The sequence below is a fragment of the Paenibacillus sp. SN-8-1 genome, from assembly GCF_050995535.1.
GTDB lineage: Bacteria > Bacillota > Bacilli > Paenibacillales > Paenibacillaceae > Fontibacillus.
The window spans coordinates 4,445,274-4,461,115 of sequence record NZ_CP194782.1 but is presented as its reverse complement, the minus strand read 5'-3'; the positions used below and the strand labels follow the sequence as shown (position 1 = coordinate 4,461,115).

General features: G+C 36.8%; 14 protein-coding genes and 1 pseudogene. 12 read left to right on the top strand and 3 right to left on the bottom strand.

Features of this window, described 5'->3' with window-relative positions; genetic code table 11:
* The first annotated feature begins 101 nt into the window (after positions 1-101).
* The 12 genes from ACRRNK_RS21860 to ACRRNK_RS21805 all read left to right on the top strand — a co-directional run bounded on the left by ACRRNK_RS21860 (position 102) and on the right by ACRRNK_RS21805 (position 12,950).
* On the top strand, positions 102-404 hold the full coding sequence (locus tag ACRRNK_RS21860; protein WP_433944694.1) for a hypothetical protein: 303 nt from the start codon (positions 102-104) through the stop codon (positions 402-404).
* The gene (locus ACRRNK_RS21855; RefSeq protein WP_433944693.1) at positions 370-687 is read left to right on the top strand and encodes a hypothetical protein; all 318 of its coding nucleotides are present in this window, start codon (positions 370-372) and stop codon (positions 685-687) included. Before ACRRNK_RS21860 ends, ACRRNK_RS21855 begins: the two co-directional genes overlap by 35 nt.
* A gap of 64 nt (positions 688-751) precedes the next feature.
* A complete protein-coding gene (locus ACRRNK_RS21850; protein ID WP_433944692.1) occupies positions 752-997 on the top strand; it encodes a hypothetical protein in 246 nt (81 codons plus the stop codon).
* A gap of 347 nt (positions 998-1,344) precedes the next feature.
* Positions 1,345-1,668 carry a hypothetical protein gene (locus ACRRNK_RS21845; protein ID WP_433944691.1) on the top strand — a complete coding sequence of 108 codons (324 nt, stop codon included), beginning with the start codon at positions 1,345-1,347 and terminating at the stop codon, positions 1,666-1,668.
* 1,082 nt (positions 1,669-2,750) lie between these two features.
* Positions 2,751-2,996 carry a hypothetical protein gene (locus ACRRNK_RS21840; RefSeq protein ID WP_433944690.1) on the top strand — a complete coding sequence of 82 codons (246 nt, stop codon included), beginning with the start codon at positions 2,751-2,753 and terminating at the stop codon, positions 2,994-2,996.
* Between the two features lie 202 nt (positions 2,997-3,198).
* Positions 3,199-4,128, top strand: a complete 930-nt coding sequence (locus tag ACRRNK_RS21835; RefSeq protein ID WP_433944689.1) for a tyrosine-type recombinase/integrase — start codon at positions 3,199-3,201, stop codon at positions 4,126-4,128.
* Between the two features lie 185 nt (positions 4,129-4,313).
* A complete protein-coding gene (locus ACRRNK_RS21830) occupies positions 4,314-5,507 on the top strand; it encodes a DNA cytosine methyltransferase (RefSeq protein WP_433944688.1) in 1,194 nt (397 codons plus the stop codon).
* Between the two features lie 16 nt (positions 5,508-5,523).
* A complete protein-coding gene (locus tag ACRRNK_RS21825) occupies positions 5,524-6,576 on the top strand; it encodes a DNA cytosine methyltransferase (RefSeq protein WP_433944687.1) in 1,053 nt (350 codons plus the stop codon).
* Between the two features lie 2 nt (positions 6,577-6,578).
* A complete protein-coding gene (locus ACRRNK_RS21820) occupies positions 6,579-8,648 on the top strand; it encodes an McrB family protein (protein WP_433944686.1) in 2,070 nt (689 codons plus the stop codon).
* Between the two features lie 3 nt (positions 8,649-8,651).
* Positions 8,652-10,961 (top strand): DUF2357 domain-containing protein, encoded by a 2,310-nt coding sequence (locus ACRRNK_RS21815; protein ID WP_433944685.1) that lies wholly within the window; start codon positions 8,652-8,654, stop codon positions 10,959-10,961.
* A gap of 258 nt (positions 10,962-11,219) precedes the next feature.
* A complete protein-coding gene (locus ACRRNK_RS21810; protein ID WP_433944684.1) occupies positions 11,220-11,369 on the top strand; it encodes a hypothetical protein in 150 nt (49 codons plus the stop codon).
* A gap of 3 nt (positions 11,370-11,372) precedes the next feature.
* Positions 11,373-12,950 carry a recombinase family protein gene (locus tag ACRRNK_RS21805; protein ID WP_433944683.1) on the top strand — a complete coding sequence of 526 codons (1,578 nt, stop codon included), beginning with the start codon at positions 11,373-11,375 and terminating at the stop codon, positions 12,948-12,950.
* A 525-nt stretch (positions 12,951-13,475) separates the two neighbouring features.
* Here ACRRNK_RS21805 and ACRRNK_RS21800 read toward each other — a convergent pair.
* The 3 genes and pseudogenes from ACRRNK_RS21800 to ACRRNK_RS21790 form a co-directional block, all read right to left on the bottom strand.
* On the bottom strand, positions 13,476-13,667 hold the full coding sequence (locus ACRRNK_RS21800) for a zinc ribbon domain-containing protein (protein WP_433946971.1): 192 nt from the start codon (positions 13,665-13,667) through the stop codon (positions 13,476-13,478).
* Positions 13,668-13,995: 328 nt separating this feature from the next.
* Positions 13,996-14,157, bottom strand: a pseudogene (locus tag ACRRNK_RS21795) (recombinase family protein); the annotation flags it as partial.
* Between the two features lie 23 nt (positions 14,158-14,180).
* The gene (locus tag ACRRNK_RS21790; RefSeq protein ID WP_433944682.1) at positions 14,181-15,761 is read right to left on the bottom strand and encodes a GmrSD restriction endonuclease domain-containing protein; all 1,581 of its coding nucleotides are present in this window, start codon (positions 15,759-15,761) and stop codon (positions 14,181-14,183) included.
* Between the last annotated feature and the right edge of the window lie 81 nt (positions 15,762-15,842).

Sequence of the window (15,842 nt, the reverse complement as noted above, 5' to 3'; positions counted from 1 at the left end):
ATTTGAGTTCTTAAAGGTGTAATTCCTGAAAAACAGGATATAAACATTTAGTCGCCAAATTAGATATAAATACATTTATCTAACGGAAGGTGGCTAACTGCATGGCTAAACTTGTGCAAGAAAGCAACGAGATTGAACAACTTACAGCATCGGGACACACACTTTATATAACTGTAAAACACTTTACAACGCATTCGGTTTTCATAAATCGTGTGGTTGCACCAAATGGGGACGAACTGATTAATATTAGAAGTTGGGAAGTCCTTCCCTCCATGATGGTGCTCGTAAAAATCTACAAAGAATACAATAAAACGTTTGAACTTGGAACCTTGGAAGAAGTTATTCAAGAAATCAGGGAGGCATGGATTGATGAATATGGATGTGAACCGGTTTGGGAGTTTTAACAGAACAAAAGTATTGGAGTTTTCAATGCAGAAATATAAAATATACATAGTGAAGAGCCAGAACATTCTACGAGCAATAGAAACAAACTATATGTATTTTTTAACTAATATGGTACAGACGGTGGATGGCCTATTGTTTGAGGAAGTTACAGACTTTTTTTATACGACTATTCCAGACGAAGTATGGAGTTATGTTTTAGTAAGTCATATCAATTTTGTACCTGAACCGGACGATCAATTTATTGAAGCAATGATGCTCGAAATCAATGGCCTTATATCTTAAGCAGTGGAACAATTCCCCTGCTTCTTTTTGATAAAGACGGGTCAGGCTTGGAGGCGATTCTAATATGTTTAGATATAGTACAGACTATCGTTCTTTTTTCTTTTTTTTGCTTTTAAACTATGTTGTTACTTTACCAATTCTCGCAGGGATGTTCTTTTGGGCATTTAGGTATGTAGGCTGGAACGCCGCATCTACTCCTCTTTTTGTCTTTTTAATGATTGTGGTCATGATTGTCCTGGCAATAAATTCGTATCGTATTGTGAGAACCTTTGCTCAGCAGCGAGATATTGAAGATTTAGGATTCAGATAAACTATGCAAAATAATAAAGGGATTCCTTACGGAAAATCGAATGCTATATATACCGAATTATGTTCGGGGATGCTCTTCTTGTTACGATGGCTATGCGGCTTCAGTAATACACAAAAGACGGATAATAATAAGTACAGACTAGTTTAACTCGCAATAGGTAGGGGTGACTGGTCTGTTTTTATATAGTGGATGTCCCCTTTGCAATTTATCAAAAAAACAATGGACGAAAGAATAGGGCTTCTAGTATCAATGTAACAGAGGGGTATTACTTTTGAAGCCGCATTACTTTTCTCTCCTAACAGTGCATGTTATGATTCTATTATCTTGTAAATTTGGGGTGTAGTTGGATGAAGGTGAGTATTGAGTGTGAACGCTGCGGAACGAAAGTCGAATTAACACCAATGACGGTAGGTCAGCATGCTTATTTACATCGGAAATTGATCAAAAAGAAAATGTATGTTTTTGAAACGAATATGAGATTGGAGATTAGTCCAAATCTTTATATGGACTTCGTTGATAAGTTAACTCAATCGAGAACTGATGAAGAAACAAAAGAAATTCTAGAAAATAATATCGAGTATAATATTGATACAGAAGGTCAGTTGGAAGAAGTGCGAATTGATTGCCGCGGGTGTGGAGATTACATAGTGTTAACGGAATTCGGGAACTAATTTTTACGACACTTATCAAAAAACGAAAAAGATTATAAGTTATAGGGCTTTCCAACGGTTTGGAGGGTCTTATTTTTGTTTTTCGCTAATTATATTTACTGATCAGCAAGAAATAAACTTTAAATTCCAACACATACATCATTCCATATAACCGATTCCAAGTAGATGATGAAAAAGGATGAAAACTTACACGATATTCGTAAATATAAGTGAACACAGCAAAATAGTGTTTGCAATAGTAAACTCAGTAATAATAAGGTGGTGTTATTAGCGGCTCATATATGAAAGTATTAAATAAATCTATTCATAACCGCTATTAACAGAATAATAGGTTCTTCATTTTGATTTTGTAAGTAGTTCGAAACTCTTTTACAGTTACTTCAATACTTTTAATAACTGTTCATATCCATTCTTAATTAAACTTGGCTGATAATGATGAAAATTAAAATTTATGAAAACTGATTTCGTTTTTACTTACTTTCGGCTTGTGATTAGATAAATTGAAACAATAAGCATGTCCAGTGGTACATAAAAAGGGGCATTTCTTCTCTCGCGATAGAGAGGATTATTTTATATTTTTCCATTAATCCTTAAAATCCTAATAAGGAATAAGAACTCGTAATAAAATCAATTAAAATCTAAACGGCAGAATAAAATAGATATCCATTAGTCTTTTATTCCATATGGGTTAAATAAAAATTATTTGACTGCAAATCGTCTCAAATTAAGATAGGAGAAAATAGCAGGAGAAATGAATAGGGCTTGTTCTCATAGTATAACTAAAATGCAGCGTAGATAGCACTATCGAAAGTAAGGGGAATATAACTGGAGAAGAAAAAAGGACTTGGCCTCTGTAAGTGGAAAAGATAGAGCAGGAACCGTCATGCTAAGGATAGAGAGACTTACCAAAGATATAAGGGATAATGCCCTTTATTTTGGTAGGTCTCTATTTGTTTGATAGTTCGTTTTACTACTCGCACAGGAGGGGAGTACTTGGAAGATGACGATTTGCGATGATTTCAAACTAAACTTAGACAACAAGGTCAGTGAGCCTCTCTAATATATTTATTCGGAGGTATTGCATGAATTATGTCGGAGTAGTGCTCTTGGTTGTGATTCTAATTGTTCTGACGCTACCATCGTATATAAAGACTGAAAAGAGAAACATAGAAAGATGGGATCAGATAAAGAACAACTGGAAAAATGAAACAACCGAAAATAAATTGTGGCTTGTCGGACAGTATGTCCTAAACATACTGTTCATACTCGGATTGTTTTTAATTGCGGCATTGTTCATAAAAGAATTATATGTGTGTCTGGCTATGTGAAGTTATTAGTCCAAATAGTTTCATCCTCAACACCAATCCAGAATTGCAATTGGTCATAAAGAAGAACCCAAATTTATGTCGCTCAATATGAATTGGGCGACGAATATTACAATTAGCGGCATAAAGTTTCGTCACATAATACGTTAAATGCATGGGGATTTTTTGTCGCATAACACTACAAAGAGAAGGAGTAGAAGATAATATGTCTAACGATCAGGGTTCTACATTGTCTATTGAGAATGCAATTATTTTATTCAGGGATCATTTACGCGAAAAGGGTAAAAGTGAAAGGACAATTGAAGGATATTGTAAGCAGGACCTTAAAAAATTTGTTGAATGGTTGAGTGTCAGGTGGGTGGATTCTGGGACAACACAGGATTTGTGCATAGCAAACGTGACAAAGACAGATATCCGCGACTTGGTTTCTTTCTGGAAAACAAATACTCCATTGGCGGCATCGTCTATTAACCGTCAAATCGCTGCAATAAAGTCGTTTTTTTCCTTTTTAAATGAGGAGGGTTATATACCAATAAATCCTGCTGCAGATATCACTGTAAAACGAATTCAACGCCAAAACCAAATAAAATGGTTGTCACGACAACAAGTAGGCAGGTTATTTCATGCGATAGAGACACAGCAACATGCTGGTCAACTAAAGAGAGTTAGGGATAAAGCAATATTATCAGTTCTGGTGAACAGTGGTGTAAGGAATTTTGAACTAACTAATATTAAAGTAAACCATGTTTCCGAAGGATCATTGCTAATACAGAGTGGTAAAGGTGATAAACAAAGAATAATCCCAATAGGAGGAAATACATATAGGTCAATTCAGGAATGGCTTCGTATTCATGAAGGCGATACCGAATATTTGTTTTATACATCACGTGGGAGCAAATTAACCACTAGGGCAGTTCAACACATTTTAAAAAAATACAGTGATATGACGGGGGTTTTGGTAACACCACATATGCTAAGACATACTTTCGCGAAACAGTTGGCGGAACGGGTGCCGCGGCTAGAACTCATAGCAGATATTTTGGGGCATAGTTCTGTAGATGTCAGTCGAATATATGTCACCCCATCGATGAGAGAAATGCAAGTAGCAATTGAAAGCGTAGAATTTATGGGATAGAGAATAGACCCGGAGGGAGCGGAAAGCCGCTCCTTTTTTTGTTCTCTATGTATACGAACACATATTTGCTATAATGGGGATATTGGTTGACAAGCAGGACTTTTTGTGAGATATATAGAATTTTATATTTTGCCCGAATTCGAGTTTAAATACGATATTTCTACAAAGAAAGAAGTGAATTCATAATGAGTGTACTAAAAGACCACTTGAATTATATAGACTGGCTTGGAATTCGTAAATCCCTTAAACAACAAACCTTTGACTTTGTAGATTTCTTCGCGGGTGCAGGTGGAATGTCATATGGGTTCCATAAGGTCGGTGAGGAGACGGGTTATTTCCGAAATATTGGAGCCTTTGATTTCGATAAACATGCTAATAAAACCTATGAAACTAATTATGGTGTTGCTTCACACCAAATAGATTTAGGTAATGCGGAGATATCAGATATTGAAAAACTTTTAGAGGCTAATAGGAATAAAAGTAACCCACTCATTGTAATTGGCTGTGCGCCTTGCCAAGGTTTCTCATCCCATCGCAAAAAGGATCCAAGGAAGGATTCAAGGAACTCTTTGGTAGGGAGATTTGCAGAAATCGCTGTTGGGTTGAAAGCCGATTTTATAATTATGGAAAACGTGCCAGATTTACTAGCAAAGAAGCATTGGCATCATTTTAATGCATTTAAAACCGTATTAGAAGCAGAGGGATATCAAGTCACCTCAAGTATCGTAAACATGGCTGAATATGGTGTTCCGCAAGAAAGGCATCGTGCAGTGGTATTGGCTTCGAAACAATTCAGTCCAAGGGTTCCAGCACCTGTATATTCAAGGGAATCATTCAAAACGGTTAAAGATGCAATTGGACATCTTCCTCCTTTAAAGGCGGGTGAAGCAAGTAAGGATGACCCAATGCATAAGACTTCAAATCATAGAAAAGAAACAGTGGAAATATTAAAACAGATTCCAAAGGATGGTGGCTCACGTCCACCTGGAGTGGGACCTGCTTGTTTAGATAAAGTTAAAGGTTTTTATGATGTGTACGGTCGACTTGCTTGGAATAAACCTGCGATAACAATGACTGCTAGGTGTAGGACCCCTTCCTGCGGCAGATTTACACACCCAGAACAGGATAGGGGACTCTCTATAAGAGAAGCAGCCTTACTACAGAGTTTCCCTCAAGATTTCATTTTTGAGGGCCCATTTGACGATAAGTACAAGCAGATAGGTAATGCAGTACCGCCTGTGTTCTCGACTCATTTAGCAGCACATGTGCTTACAATGATGGCTGGTCAGAATCGTCCTAATGAAGAAGAAAATATTGAAGAACCATTCTTTCAATCGTATAGCAGCGTTATTGCTCATTTAAAGCAACAGAGAAACTGAATATTTGGAGGTAAAAATGAGCAACAATTCAACTTTATCCGCTATTGACTTGTTCTCCGGTGCTGGAGGAATGTCTTTAGGATTTACAATGGCGGGATTTAATATACTCTATGCTCTTGATAATGACCCGGCGTGTATAGAGACATACAATAATAACCTCGGCAATCATGGTCATGTTGGAGACATTTATCAAATCAATAAAACAGTTATTGAAGAAGAAGTTAAAAGAAAAATTGATGGCCTTGATGTGGTTTTCGGAGGACCACCATGTCAAGGTTTTAGTGTTCAAAGAAGGGGCGAAGATAATGACCCCCGCAATCAATTAGTTATGGAATATATACGTATTGTCTTAGAGACACAGCCAAAGTTTTTTGTAATGGAAAATGTTGCAGGCCTGCTGTCTACAAGAGGTAAGCCGGTCTTGCGAGAATTGGAGAAGAAGTGCGAGAAGGCTGGTTATGTGCTTCATATCCAGAAGTTAAACGCGTTTAATTATGGGGTCCCGCAGGGTAGACAGCGTGTGTTTATCGTTGGAGAAAAAACGGAAGGTCCCTTTACTAAATTTACGTTTCCTGAACCCACTAGGAATATTGCTACTACACCGGCAACAGTGAGAGAAGCAATCTATGACCTAATGTTTACTGATGACGAAAAAATCCATAATCATAAAGCAGACAAACTTTCACCAATTAATCTTGAACGTATCAGGTCAATTACTGAAGGTCAAGGTAGAGACTCGCTCCCAGAACATTTACAGTTGGATTGTCATAAAAACAATAGCACACATAGGCATTTGGACGTCTATGGAAGAATGGCTTGGGACAAACCAAGCCCGACTATAACTGCGAGATTTGATAGTTTCTCTAGGGGCAGATTTGGGCATCCAGAATTAGACAGAACAATTACGCTGAGGGAAGGCGCAAGACTGCAGACTTTCCCAGACGATTATGTTTTTTTTGGTACAAAAGTCCAAGCAGCAAAACAAATTGGGAATGCCGTACCTCCTTTGCTTGCTAAGGCAATTGCTACCAGAATTAAAGAGATATTGTTAGCGGAGGGTGACCGATAATCATGGAACATTGGCCTAGTGGTGCAAGAGATACAACGGAATTTCCTGCTCTTGAAATTCAGGTAAACGCAGATTTACGTGAGCACTTACAAAAATTCACCCAATTAGATGGTCATGACTGGAATGATTATAGAGGTCAAGCAGATGCTACCGACTGGGGGGTAACCGACCAAAGAATTAGATCATACCGAAAAATGTATGAAAAACTAGGGTTGGTTTTCAAAGACAGTGAAAACAAATTGCGACTTTCCAGACTGGGTACAGGAATTCGTTCTATGGAAGGCAATTTAGAAGAGGAACGGGATAGAATTTTTAGTCAGGTGGCGAAGACTGCAATAAGTATCTTGTCGCGCTACCAACTTCGTAACCCGTCAGATAACTATGGCCTGCCAGAAACATGTGATGTTCTTCCATGCATATGTATTTGGAAGGCTATGTACAATTTAGATAACAAACTTCATTTCGAAGAAATGAATAGAGTGATTTTACGGATAACGAAAATGGAAGACCTGGATGAGGCAATTCAAAAGATAAAACATGCTAGGGAACAAATCACAAGTTATTCAGCAACAAGCGAGGATGTTTTACACGATTTGTTAGGTGAGCCTGTCCATACAGATCAGCCGACCGCTCGAATTGCACCATGGTACTCCTTTGCAGGGTGGGGCGGGCTAATTATTAGTCAGAATGCTGATAGCGAAGGGTACCGTCACCTCACATCCACTTCCATACCTGCTATTAAAGAAATAATTCAGAACCCTCCCAAATACTTCGAGGCGCAAAATGAAGAGGAGTGGTTCTCTTATTATATTGGTGACGCTGCGATAACCAATGAGTACGATACTGACTCAATTTCCGATATTATTTCCGCATTTCATCAGGATCTTGCTGCTGTAGGACTTAACTATAGTGTTGAGTTTATTTCGAGATTTATTGCAAGTTGTTTGGCGAAACCATTTGTAATTTTCACTGGATTGTCTGGTTCAGGTAAAACTAAGTTATCTCAGGCATTCGCTAGGTGGATATCAGCAAGTCAAACAGATACCCCCAGCAATTTTGAATTAGTTTCCGTAGGCGCCGATTGGACAAGTAGGGATAATATTCTTGGGTATGCAGATGCTTTGGACGGAAACAAATACGTTAGGACACAAGCGTTAAATGTTATTTTAAATGCAACTAATGATTCAATGAATCCCTATTTTTTACTTCTCGATGAAATGAATTTATCACATGTTGAACGTTATTTTGCCGATATCCTTTCTGCTATTGAGTCAAATGAGCAGATATTCCTCCATAGTGATTCGTTAGCAAGGGATGGTGTGCCTCCAACCCTAGATGGATTACCTAAGAACTTATTTATTATTGGGACAGTCAATGTCGATGAAACGACATATATGTTCTCTCCAAAGGTGCTGGACAGGGCTAATACAATTGAGTTTAGAGTAAACCGTGAAGATATTAGTTTATATATGGATAGTCCAAGTCAAGTTCAAGTAGAAGCATTGAGTGGAAAAGGGAAGAGGTTTGCTGGGGCCTTTGTAGCAGCATCGAGTTTAAGCCCGAATAATGATGCATTGAACCGGAGCAAGTTAAAGAAAGAAGTATTACTGTTCTTTGATATCCTGAGTGAAAATGGTGCTGAGTTCGGTTTTAGAACTGTTAAAGAAATGGCTCGTTTTATTTATTATTTTGAATTGATTTCACCGAGTGGTTTTGCGTTCGAAAAGGCACTTGATGCACAGGTGCTACAGAAGGTTTTACCTAAATTGCATGGTTCGAGGAAGAAACTAGAACCACTGCTTTGTGCCTTGGCAGCAGTTTGTTACAACGAACATGTGTGGGAAGTTGGTATGGACCAAGAAGCAATTCTCTCAAATGAAGGTTCACTTAAAGAACTGGCTACTAAGGCAATATATATGGATATGCTAGAAGACCATCCATTATCTGTTGGTGATGATGGCAAATATATAAAAAATCCGCAGGCAGCATATTTAAGGCTAAGTTACGAAAAGATTGTAAGAATGCTAAAGCAGTTGGAGCAAAATGGTTTTACCAGTTTTGCGGAGGCTTAGTATATGGAGACAGTCGAGGTAACTGAGGTTATTTTTGAAGGCGAATCAAGAAAGTACTGTGGGAAGATTGTCATTTATGCCGAGAGAAGAAATTCGTTATTCATTCTAAATCAAGCAGAAGAGCGATTATACAATGAAGAACGGGTGCAGTTGGTCGAGAACGGCGTATATGAGTATGAACTTCAAGACATCCGTGCAGGGGTTAATATTAGGGCCAATTCTGTAGTGATTCCAAGTAAAATTAATGGTTCATTACAAAAAGGGCGTATTGAAACGGGTTCATTTAATGGATTATTCCCACTCTTGTTAGAGAATAGCGATGGAGAAGTGGTCGGTAGGGCGAGTCTAGAAATCAGGTCAACAAAAATTAATTACAGGGAAGATTATCGTTCGATGTTGCAATACATTGGTGATAAATGTAATGATTTGTTGCTTGATATTAAATCTCCTACACAATTAAAACTTGCTACTGATCCAGGCAAAGATCCCGATACAATACAACAAAGATTTGCCTTTTTAAAATCGATAATTGAATCTAAGGAATTTAAAGATGCAGTCCATAGGATTGTTTCAACCGGACATACATATTTGACTGACGAAAGAGTTAATCGGGATATCAGAAAGAATGTAAGGCATACGTCCGAAACGATAAAGCAAATTGCTCGAAATCCTAGACGAATGCCGATCCCATCTTCACATGGACTACATCAACTGTTTCACTCAAAAGGTATAAATAGTCCATCAATTCCTATTTCCATCACGGTTACTGAAAAAGTTGAAGTGAATGATACGCCAGAGAATCGATTTATTAAATTTTCACTTCAAGCGTACTCTGATTTCTTGAGTAAGATAGAAAAGGTGCTTTCTACAAAGCGGAGGATGGCCGATAAGAGGCTACTGACGGAGGTTAGGGGTCTTAATGAGTATCTTTATGAAACCCTTTCTGCAGACTTTTTTAGGGGGATACAAGAGCCGACATATATTCCATATGGAAGTACGGTTCTTCAAAGGAAAGCAGGATATCGTGAGTTAATGCAATCATGGTTAAGGTTTCAATTAGCCACAAGACTAATATGGGAAGGTGGCGAAGATGTTTTTAATTCTGGAAAGCGTGATTTGCCTCTACTATATGAATACTGGCTATTCTTTCAACTGTTAAGTTTGGTGGCTAGAAAGTTCAAATTAAGTGAGCCACCTGTAAAATCACTAATTGAGATGTCATCTGACGGTTTGTATATGAAACTAAAGTCAGGAAAGCAATTGGTTATTGATGGTATATGGGATAATAAGGGGCGAAAATTGCGTGTTCAGTTCTCATATAATAAGACCTTTAACTGGACACCAGATCGAGGCGATCAAGGTTCTTGGACACAGCAAATGAGACCAGATTACACTTTAAGTTTTTGGCCAGCAGATTTTTCTATTACTGATGCTGAGGAACAAGAACTTATGGTGCACATTCACTTTGACGCTAAATATAAAGTGGATAATGTCGAAGGCCTATTTGGAAGACCTGAAGAGGACTTAGACGAAGAGAAAGAGCGACAAAGAGAAGGTATATATAAGCGGGCGGATTTATTAAAAATGCACTCTTACAGAGATGCGATAAAACGTTCAGAAGGTGCTTATGTTTTATATCCAGGTACACAAGATAAAACATGGAATGGTTATCATGAGTTATTGCCTGGTGTAGGAGCGTTTGCTATCTCTCCCGGAAAGACAGGTGAAGCATTTGGCATTGCGGGCTTATCTGATTTCTTAAATAGTGTAGTTGATCACTTATGTAATCGTTCAACTATGAGGGAGTACTATTCCTATTATAATTACTCAGTTCATAAGGAACAAAGTGTTCAGGCTGTTTACTCCAATATTCCAGAAAAAAGTTTGGCTTCAGAAGAGAGAGAAAAGCCGGTAAATAGCATCAAAATGATTTTGGCTCAAGTGAAAACACAAGATGAATTTGATTGGGTCCAATCTAAGGGCAAATTTGTTTCAAGTTTAGGCCTCGTTGATGGTGAATTAGATATTAACCCTGCGTTTTTTAGTGTGGAGTCGATTGTCTTAATAGGATCGTGGAATAAGGAAGCACTAGGGATTTACAAAGTAAGCAGCGGACCACACATTTCAAGTTCAGAGAAAATGAAATCACTAAATCACCCCAATATTGAAGGCGATTATATGTATGCCGTTTTCAATGTTGAAGTCGATACAAGGTACAAGAATGTTTCGTGGGATTTTTCTGAGATTATTGAACAAATATCTGTGTACAATTTAGATAGGGTCATACAGAAATTCACTCAAGGTAACAGTTAGGCCTGAAACATCTAGTCAAAAAGCGAATGCGGATATATTTCCGCTCTCGCTTTTTTTGTTTTTAAAGTTTTTTGTTCTTTTGTTACTTATGTTTAATAATCCTTTTTTCGTCTTTTGAGTTTTGATATATACTGGGGGCAACAACCTAAATGAAGAACAGAACATAACTATGACGAACATATATTTTGTGTTTGTTAACCAATACAGGACCTTACAAAACAGCCGCGGGTTAGTAAAATCTTAAGGAGGCTGTTATCGATGAAGAAAGAGATAACTCAAACAATCACGTTAGAAAATGACTTGAGCATCAAAACGGTTGAGGAAATTAAGAGGCAAGAGGTTTTGACTGTGCTTGCTGGATTAGTGAAGGCATATGCAGCGAAGAAAAATAAAAATGGGGAGGCGTAAAATATGACAAAAGAATCTAAGCAAATGCGTGCGGCCATATATGTCAGGGTATCGACGGAAGAACAAAGAAACGGTTTTTCTCTAGAAGCCCAAGAAACTCTTGTTAAAGAGTATGCAAGACAAAAGGGATATGAGGTATATCCAACTGCAATCTATATTGATGGAGGATATTCCGGTAAAAACTTCAACAGACCGGAAATACAGCGATTACTAAGAGATGTTCGAGAAGATAAATATGACGCAGTAATTTCGTGGAAAGTTGACAGGATATCACGAAGTAATAAAGATGTTCTAACGTTTATCGACCATGAGTTGCACTCTAGAGGTGCAAAGTTATTAATAACCACCTGCGACATTGATAGTTCAACGACAAACGGTTATATGTTCATTTCTTTGTTGGGAACATTCGCTGAGTATGAACGGACAGTCATAATTGAACGTGTAAATTCAGGCATGACTAAGCGCGCTGAAAAGGGGCTTTACAATGGTGGCAAAATACTTGGATATGACGCTGTAGATAAAGAGTTGGTAATCAATGAACAAGAGAGCGCTCTGGTACAGAAGATATTTAAACTTCGTTCCGAAGGAAGAGGTTATAAAAGTATTGTAAATATCATAAACGGTCAGGACTATAAAACGAAGAATAATAATAAGTTTACAGTTACAGCCGTCAGAGATATCCTTCATAGAAAAGCGTACATTGGCCAAATTAAATGGGGGGAAATGCGTAATTGGGATACAAAACGGAGGTCAGGGAAGACGACCCCAATCTTAGCCGAGGGGTCTCACAATGCAATAATTCATAAGGATCTGTGGGATAAAGTTCAAGAAGTAAATAAGGTACAGCAAGAAAAACAAATCTATACAAGCAATTTTAAAGGTGAATTCTTTCTTGCAGGTGTATTGAGATGTCCAGAATGTGGGGCAGGTACAGTAATGAGTAAGAGGAAAAAAAGGGACGGGAGTGGATATCACCTTTATTACATGTGCCAAAATTATCATAGCAAAGGAAAAACGGCTTGTAGTTCAAATTTAATAAAGAAAGAGATAGTTGAGGAGAAGGTAATCAAGGTTATAAAGGGATTGTTAAATAACAATCAGGTAGTCGAAGAGTTACTGTCTAAACTAAACGATGAGTTTTCTGATTCTGTTGGCGATGTTACAGATCAAATCACACGGTTGAAATCAAATTTGAATAAAGAAAAAAGGTACTTGGATCAGATCAAGAGAGATTACAAAGATGGTGAATTAACTGCCAGAAGGTATGAAGAAGACCGGAACGAAACAGAGAGTGAAATTGAACGGATTATGAAAGAAATGAGTCAGTTAGAATTACACATTCAAAAAAGTAATAAGATGTCTTTTTCTAAAGCGTTAATCCAAGAAGCGTTGTCCAATTTCATACCTCTTTATGAAGACGCGGCTAACGAAGAGAAAAGACAACTAATAAGGGCTCTAATCAAAACCATTGAGATGGAATCGAATAGAACGGATATCAAAAGCATTGTGTTCTGGTTTTCAGAACACAATGCTTTTACACCCGCTTTACCAGATAATGAGTTGTGGAGAACCGTATCATAAATAAGGGCAAAGTCATCGTTAATTGAAGCGTCAAAGAACATTTCAATGTCCTTGACGCTTCTTTCGTCGGGGTTGTTTCCAACGTTAACATTCATCTTATTTATGATTGAGTGTAGTAAGTCTTTTTGTTTCACTGGTTGAACCTTCGTTATTACTTTTGAGAAGCCCGTTAAGACTTGATGAACCTGCTCAAAAGACACCTCTTTAATGGTTGGTCTATTGATTTCATACTCTGTATCCTTCTTTGTTTCAATCAGCTTTTTCTTTCATCTTCCAACGTAACCAACTTCTCCACTACTGATAAAGGGGGGATTGTCTGTAGTTACGATCACACATCAATTAAGCGCTTAATGTGTCTCTCAATATTGAGAAGTTGCTCCTGAATATATTCAAGTTGATCTTGGAGGGGTTATTTTAATGTTCTGAACTTACCGTTTACATTTCCTAAAATTTTCTCTAATATATCAGGATTGGATGTAATCTGCTCGATTCTCTTAAAGACGAAGGCTTCAGCTTCATCCGTTCTTACCAAATAGGTCTTACACACAGCAGAACCTTTAGAGCGTAAAATGCGGCACATTGATAATAACGGATATATTCACCTATAGAGTTTTTCGTTCTATGTCCAATCATACCCTGTCCACACTTCGGGCAACGCAATAGGGTAGTAAGTGGAAAGTGACCGTGAAAGATCTCTGTAGGCTTGTGGGATTTCATGTCATTCATTAATTTAGCCTTCTCGCAACAGCCAGGTCAATTATAAGTTTATGCTCACCTTGGACAAGCATAAAGTTTTCATTTTTACCTGCTCTTCTCTTTTCGTTCCAATTTTGAACTTGATTGAACCGAATGAAGCCTGTATCCAAAGGATTAGTGATAATTTCCGTTTTGTTGGGATAGTGAAAAGGTTTTTTTGGTTTTGTAGCCCTTTTTGGTTCAAAGTAATTGATTTATAGCCTTTACCATTGATGTAGAGGTCAATGATATACCGTACAAGAGAGGCCTCTTTTTCATCAATAACAAGCTTGTTTACTGAGTTATAGCCTTATAGAATAACACCATTCCATTTGTCTTGTTCTGCCCGTTCATTCATACCCATCTTGACATCTTCAATGATTTGGTTTCTTTCCAGTTCAGCGAAACTCCCTAATATTTGAAGCATTGCCTCACCAAATGAAGTAGAAGTATCAGTGTTTTCACTGATGCTAAGGAAAGAAACTAAGTTCTATTTTATTCTGAGATATATTTCTCTACCTTCTCCATTAATAATCGACTTCTTGCTTCTAAGAAGGCTTCGTATTGATCATTTTCATAAATGGTAATATCGGTAGGAATAATATTACTCTCTAAAATCCTTATAATATGTTCTTGTGGAATAATGTTTTTAAAATAATTGCTAGGCTTCTTATCAGAAATTATTTTATTAGAATTTGAAGGCAGGAAGCAAAAATTCCCAATAACATTAACTTTATCATCATCTAAATTAAATTCACCTTTCAAAAATGCTTTTGGGAAAATATGGTGATACTCTTTTTTGTTGTATACAGACAATGCCACGCCTGTATCTATTTTTGTTCCATTAGTTAAATCTAGTGGAACTTCTCTACTCATCATTAATAATACTGCTCTGACATATGAGTTAGATTTAGAAAGTTTTTGTGTTTTGAAGAAATCACTATTAATTGAAATGGAATACTTCGAAATACCACTAAAATCATTAGTCAAAATCTTTTCAAAAAACTTTATATCTTCGTCCATCTTCTTATCAGTACCTGATGAATAACGGTCTGAATATGCAACTCTCCAGAACCATTGTTTAATAATTTTATTTTGATTAGCTGTAGGGCTATGAATTTTCGAGAATAAGAAACTAAGGGGAACCAGTATTTGTTGTTTGGGTAAAAAATCCTCGGATATTACGTTAAATTCCTGCTGTAAATAATCCAATGACTTTTCTATGCTCTTGATCAGAAGTTCAGAGTTATCTCTTATGCTGTCGGGATTCAATTCTAAAATATCTTTAGTAACTGTAGTGCTCTTAATAATAGCTCCGAAACACTGTAAAATAACTTTTTCTTTTATATCTTCAAAACTTTTTGCTTCTAGTAGCTTATAAACTTGATCAAAAACATTTGTCAAATGATAATCTTCTGACCAAGTCCATGCAATCATCAGCTCTAAAGCTGACAATGGGGTTCCTGTATTATTGATACGTTCAAATATAGTTCCTACTTCTCCTTTATTTCTCTTTTTAATTGTTACAGTAGGTAATTCATAATTTTGGAATATTGATTGCAGATTCCGTGCTTTTTCTCTTAGTTCAGAAGGTAGTTTAACTACTTCGTCAAAAAATTCATTAACATTAAATAATATGCTACTTTTTAAATTTTGATGAGCAGTATTAATGTCTTCGAAGTGAACGAAACGTTCACTTTCTAAATCAAAATATATATTAAAATTTTCAGTTTTAGTTTCATCTTCAGCTTCTATTTCATCCCCAACAAATGCACCAAAGATTGAAGTTATTCTTTGTTGACCATCCAAAATATAATTTAGTGGAAATTCATCTGTTTTATTGGGTAATTTATATCCTCCAATATTTCTCAAAGCAGGTAGATTTTCGTTTACTTCCCAAAGTAATACACTACCTATAGGGTAATCATTATAAATTGAATCCATTAAGTCTGTGATTTGTTCCTTTTTCCAAACAAACACCCGTTGAAATGGAGGGATTTTGATTTCCCCTTCTATAATTTTATTTCTTAATCTATCAATACTAATTGAACCTGTTATTAGTTCGCCATTAGTCATAATAACCCCCCCTTAATTAAATAGCCAGTAATAGAAAGCATTGGTGCAAAACTGTTTTAGTGAATAAAAAAATATTCATAT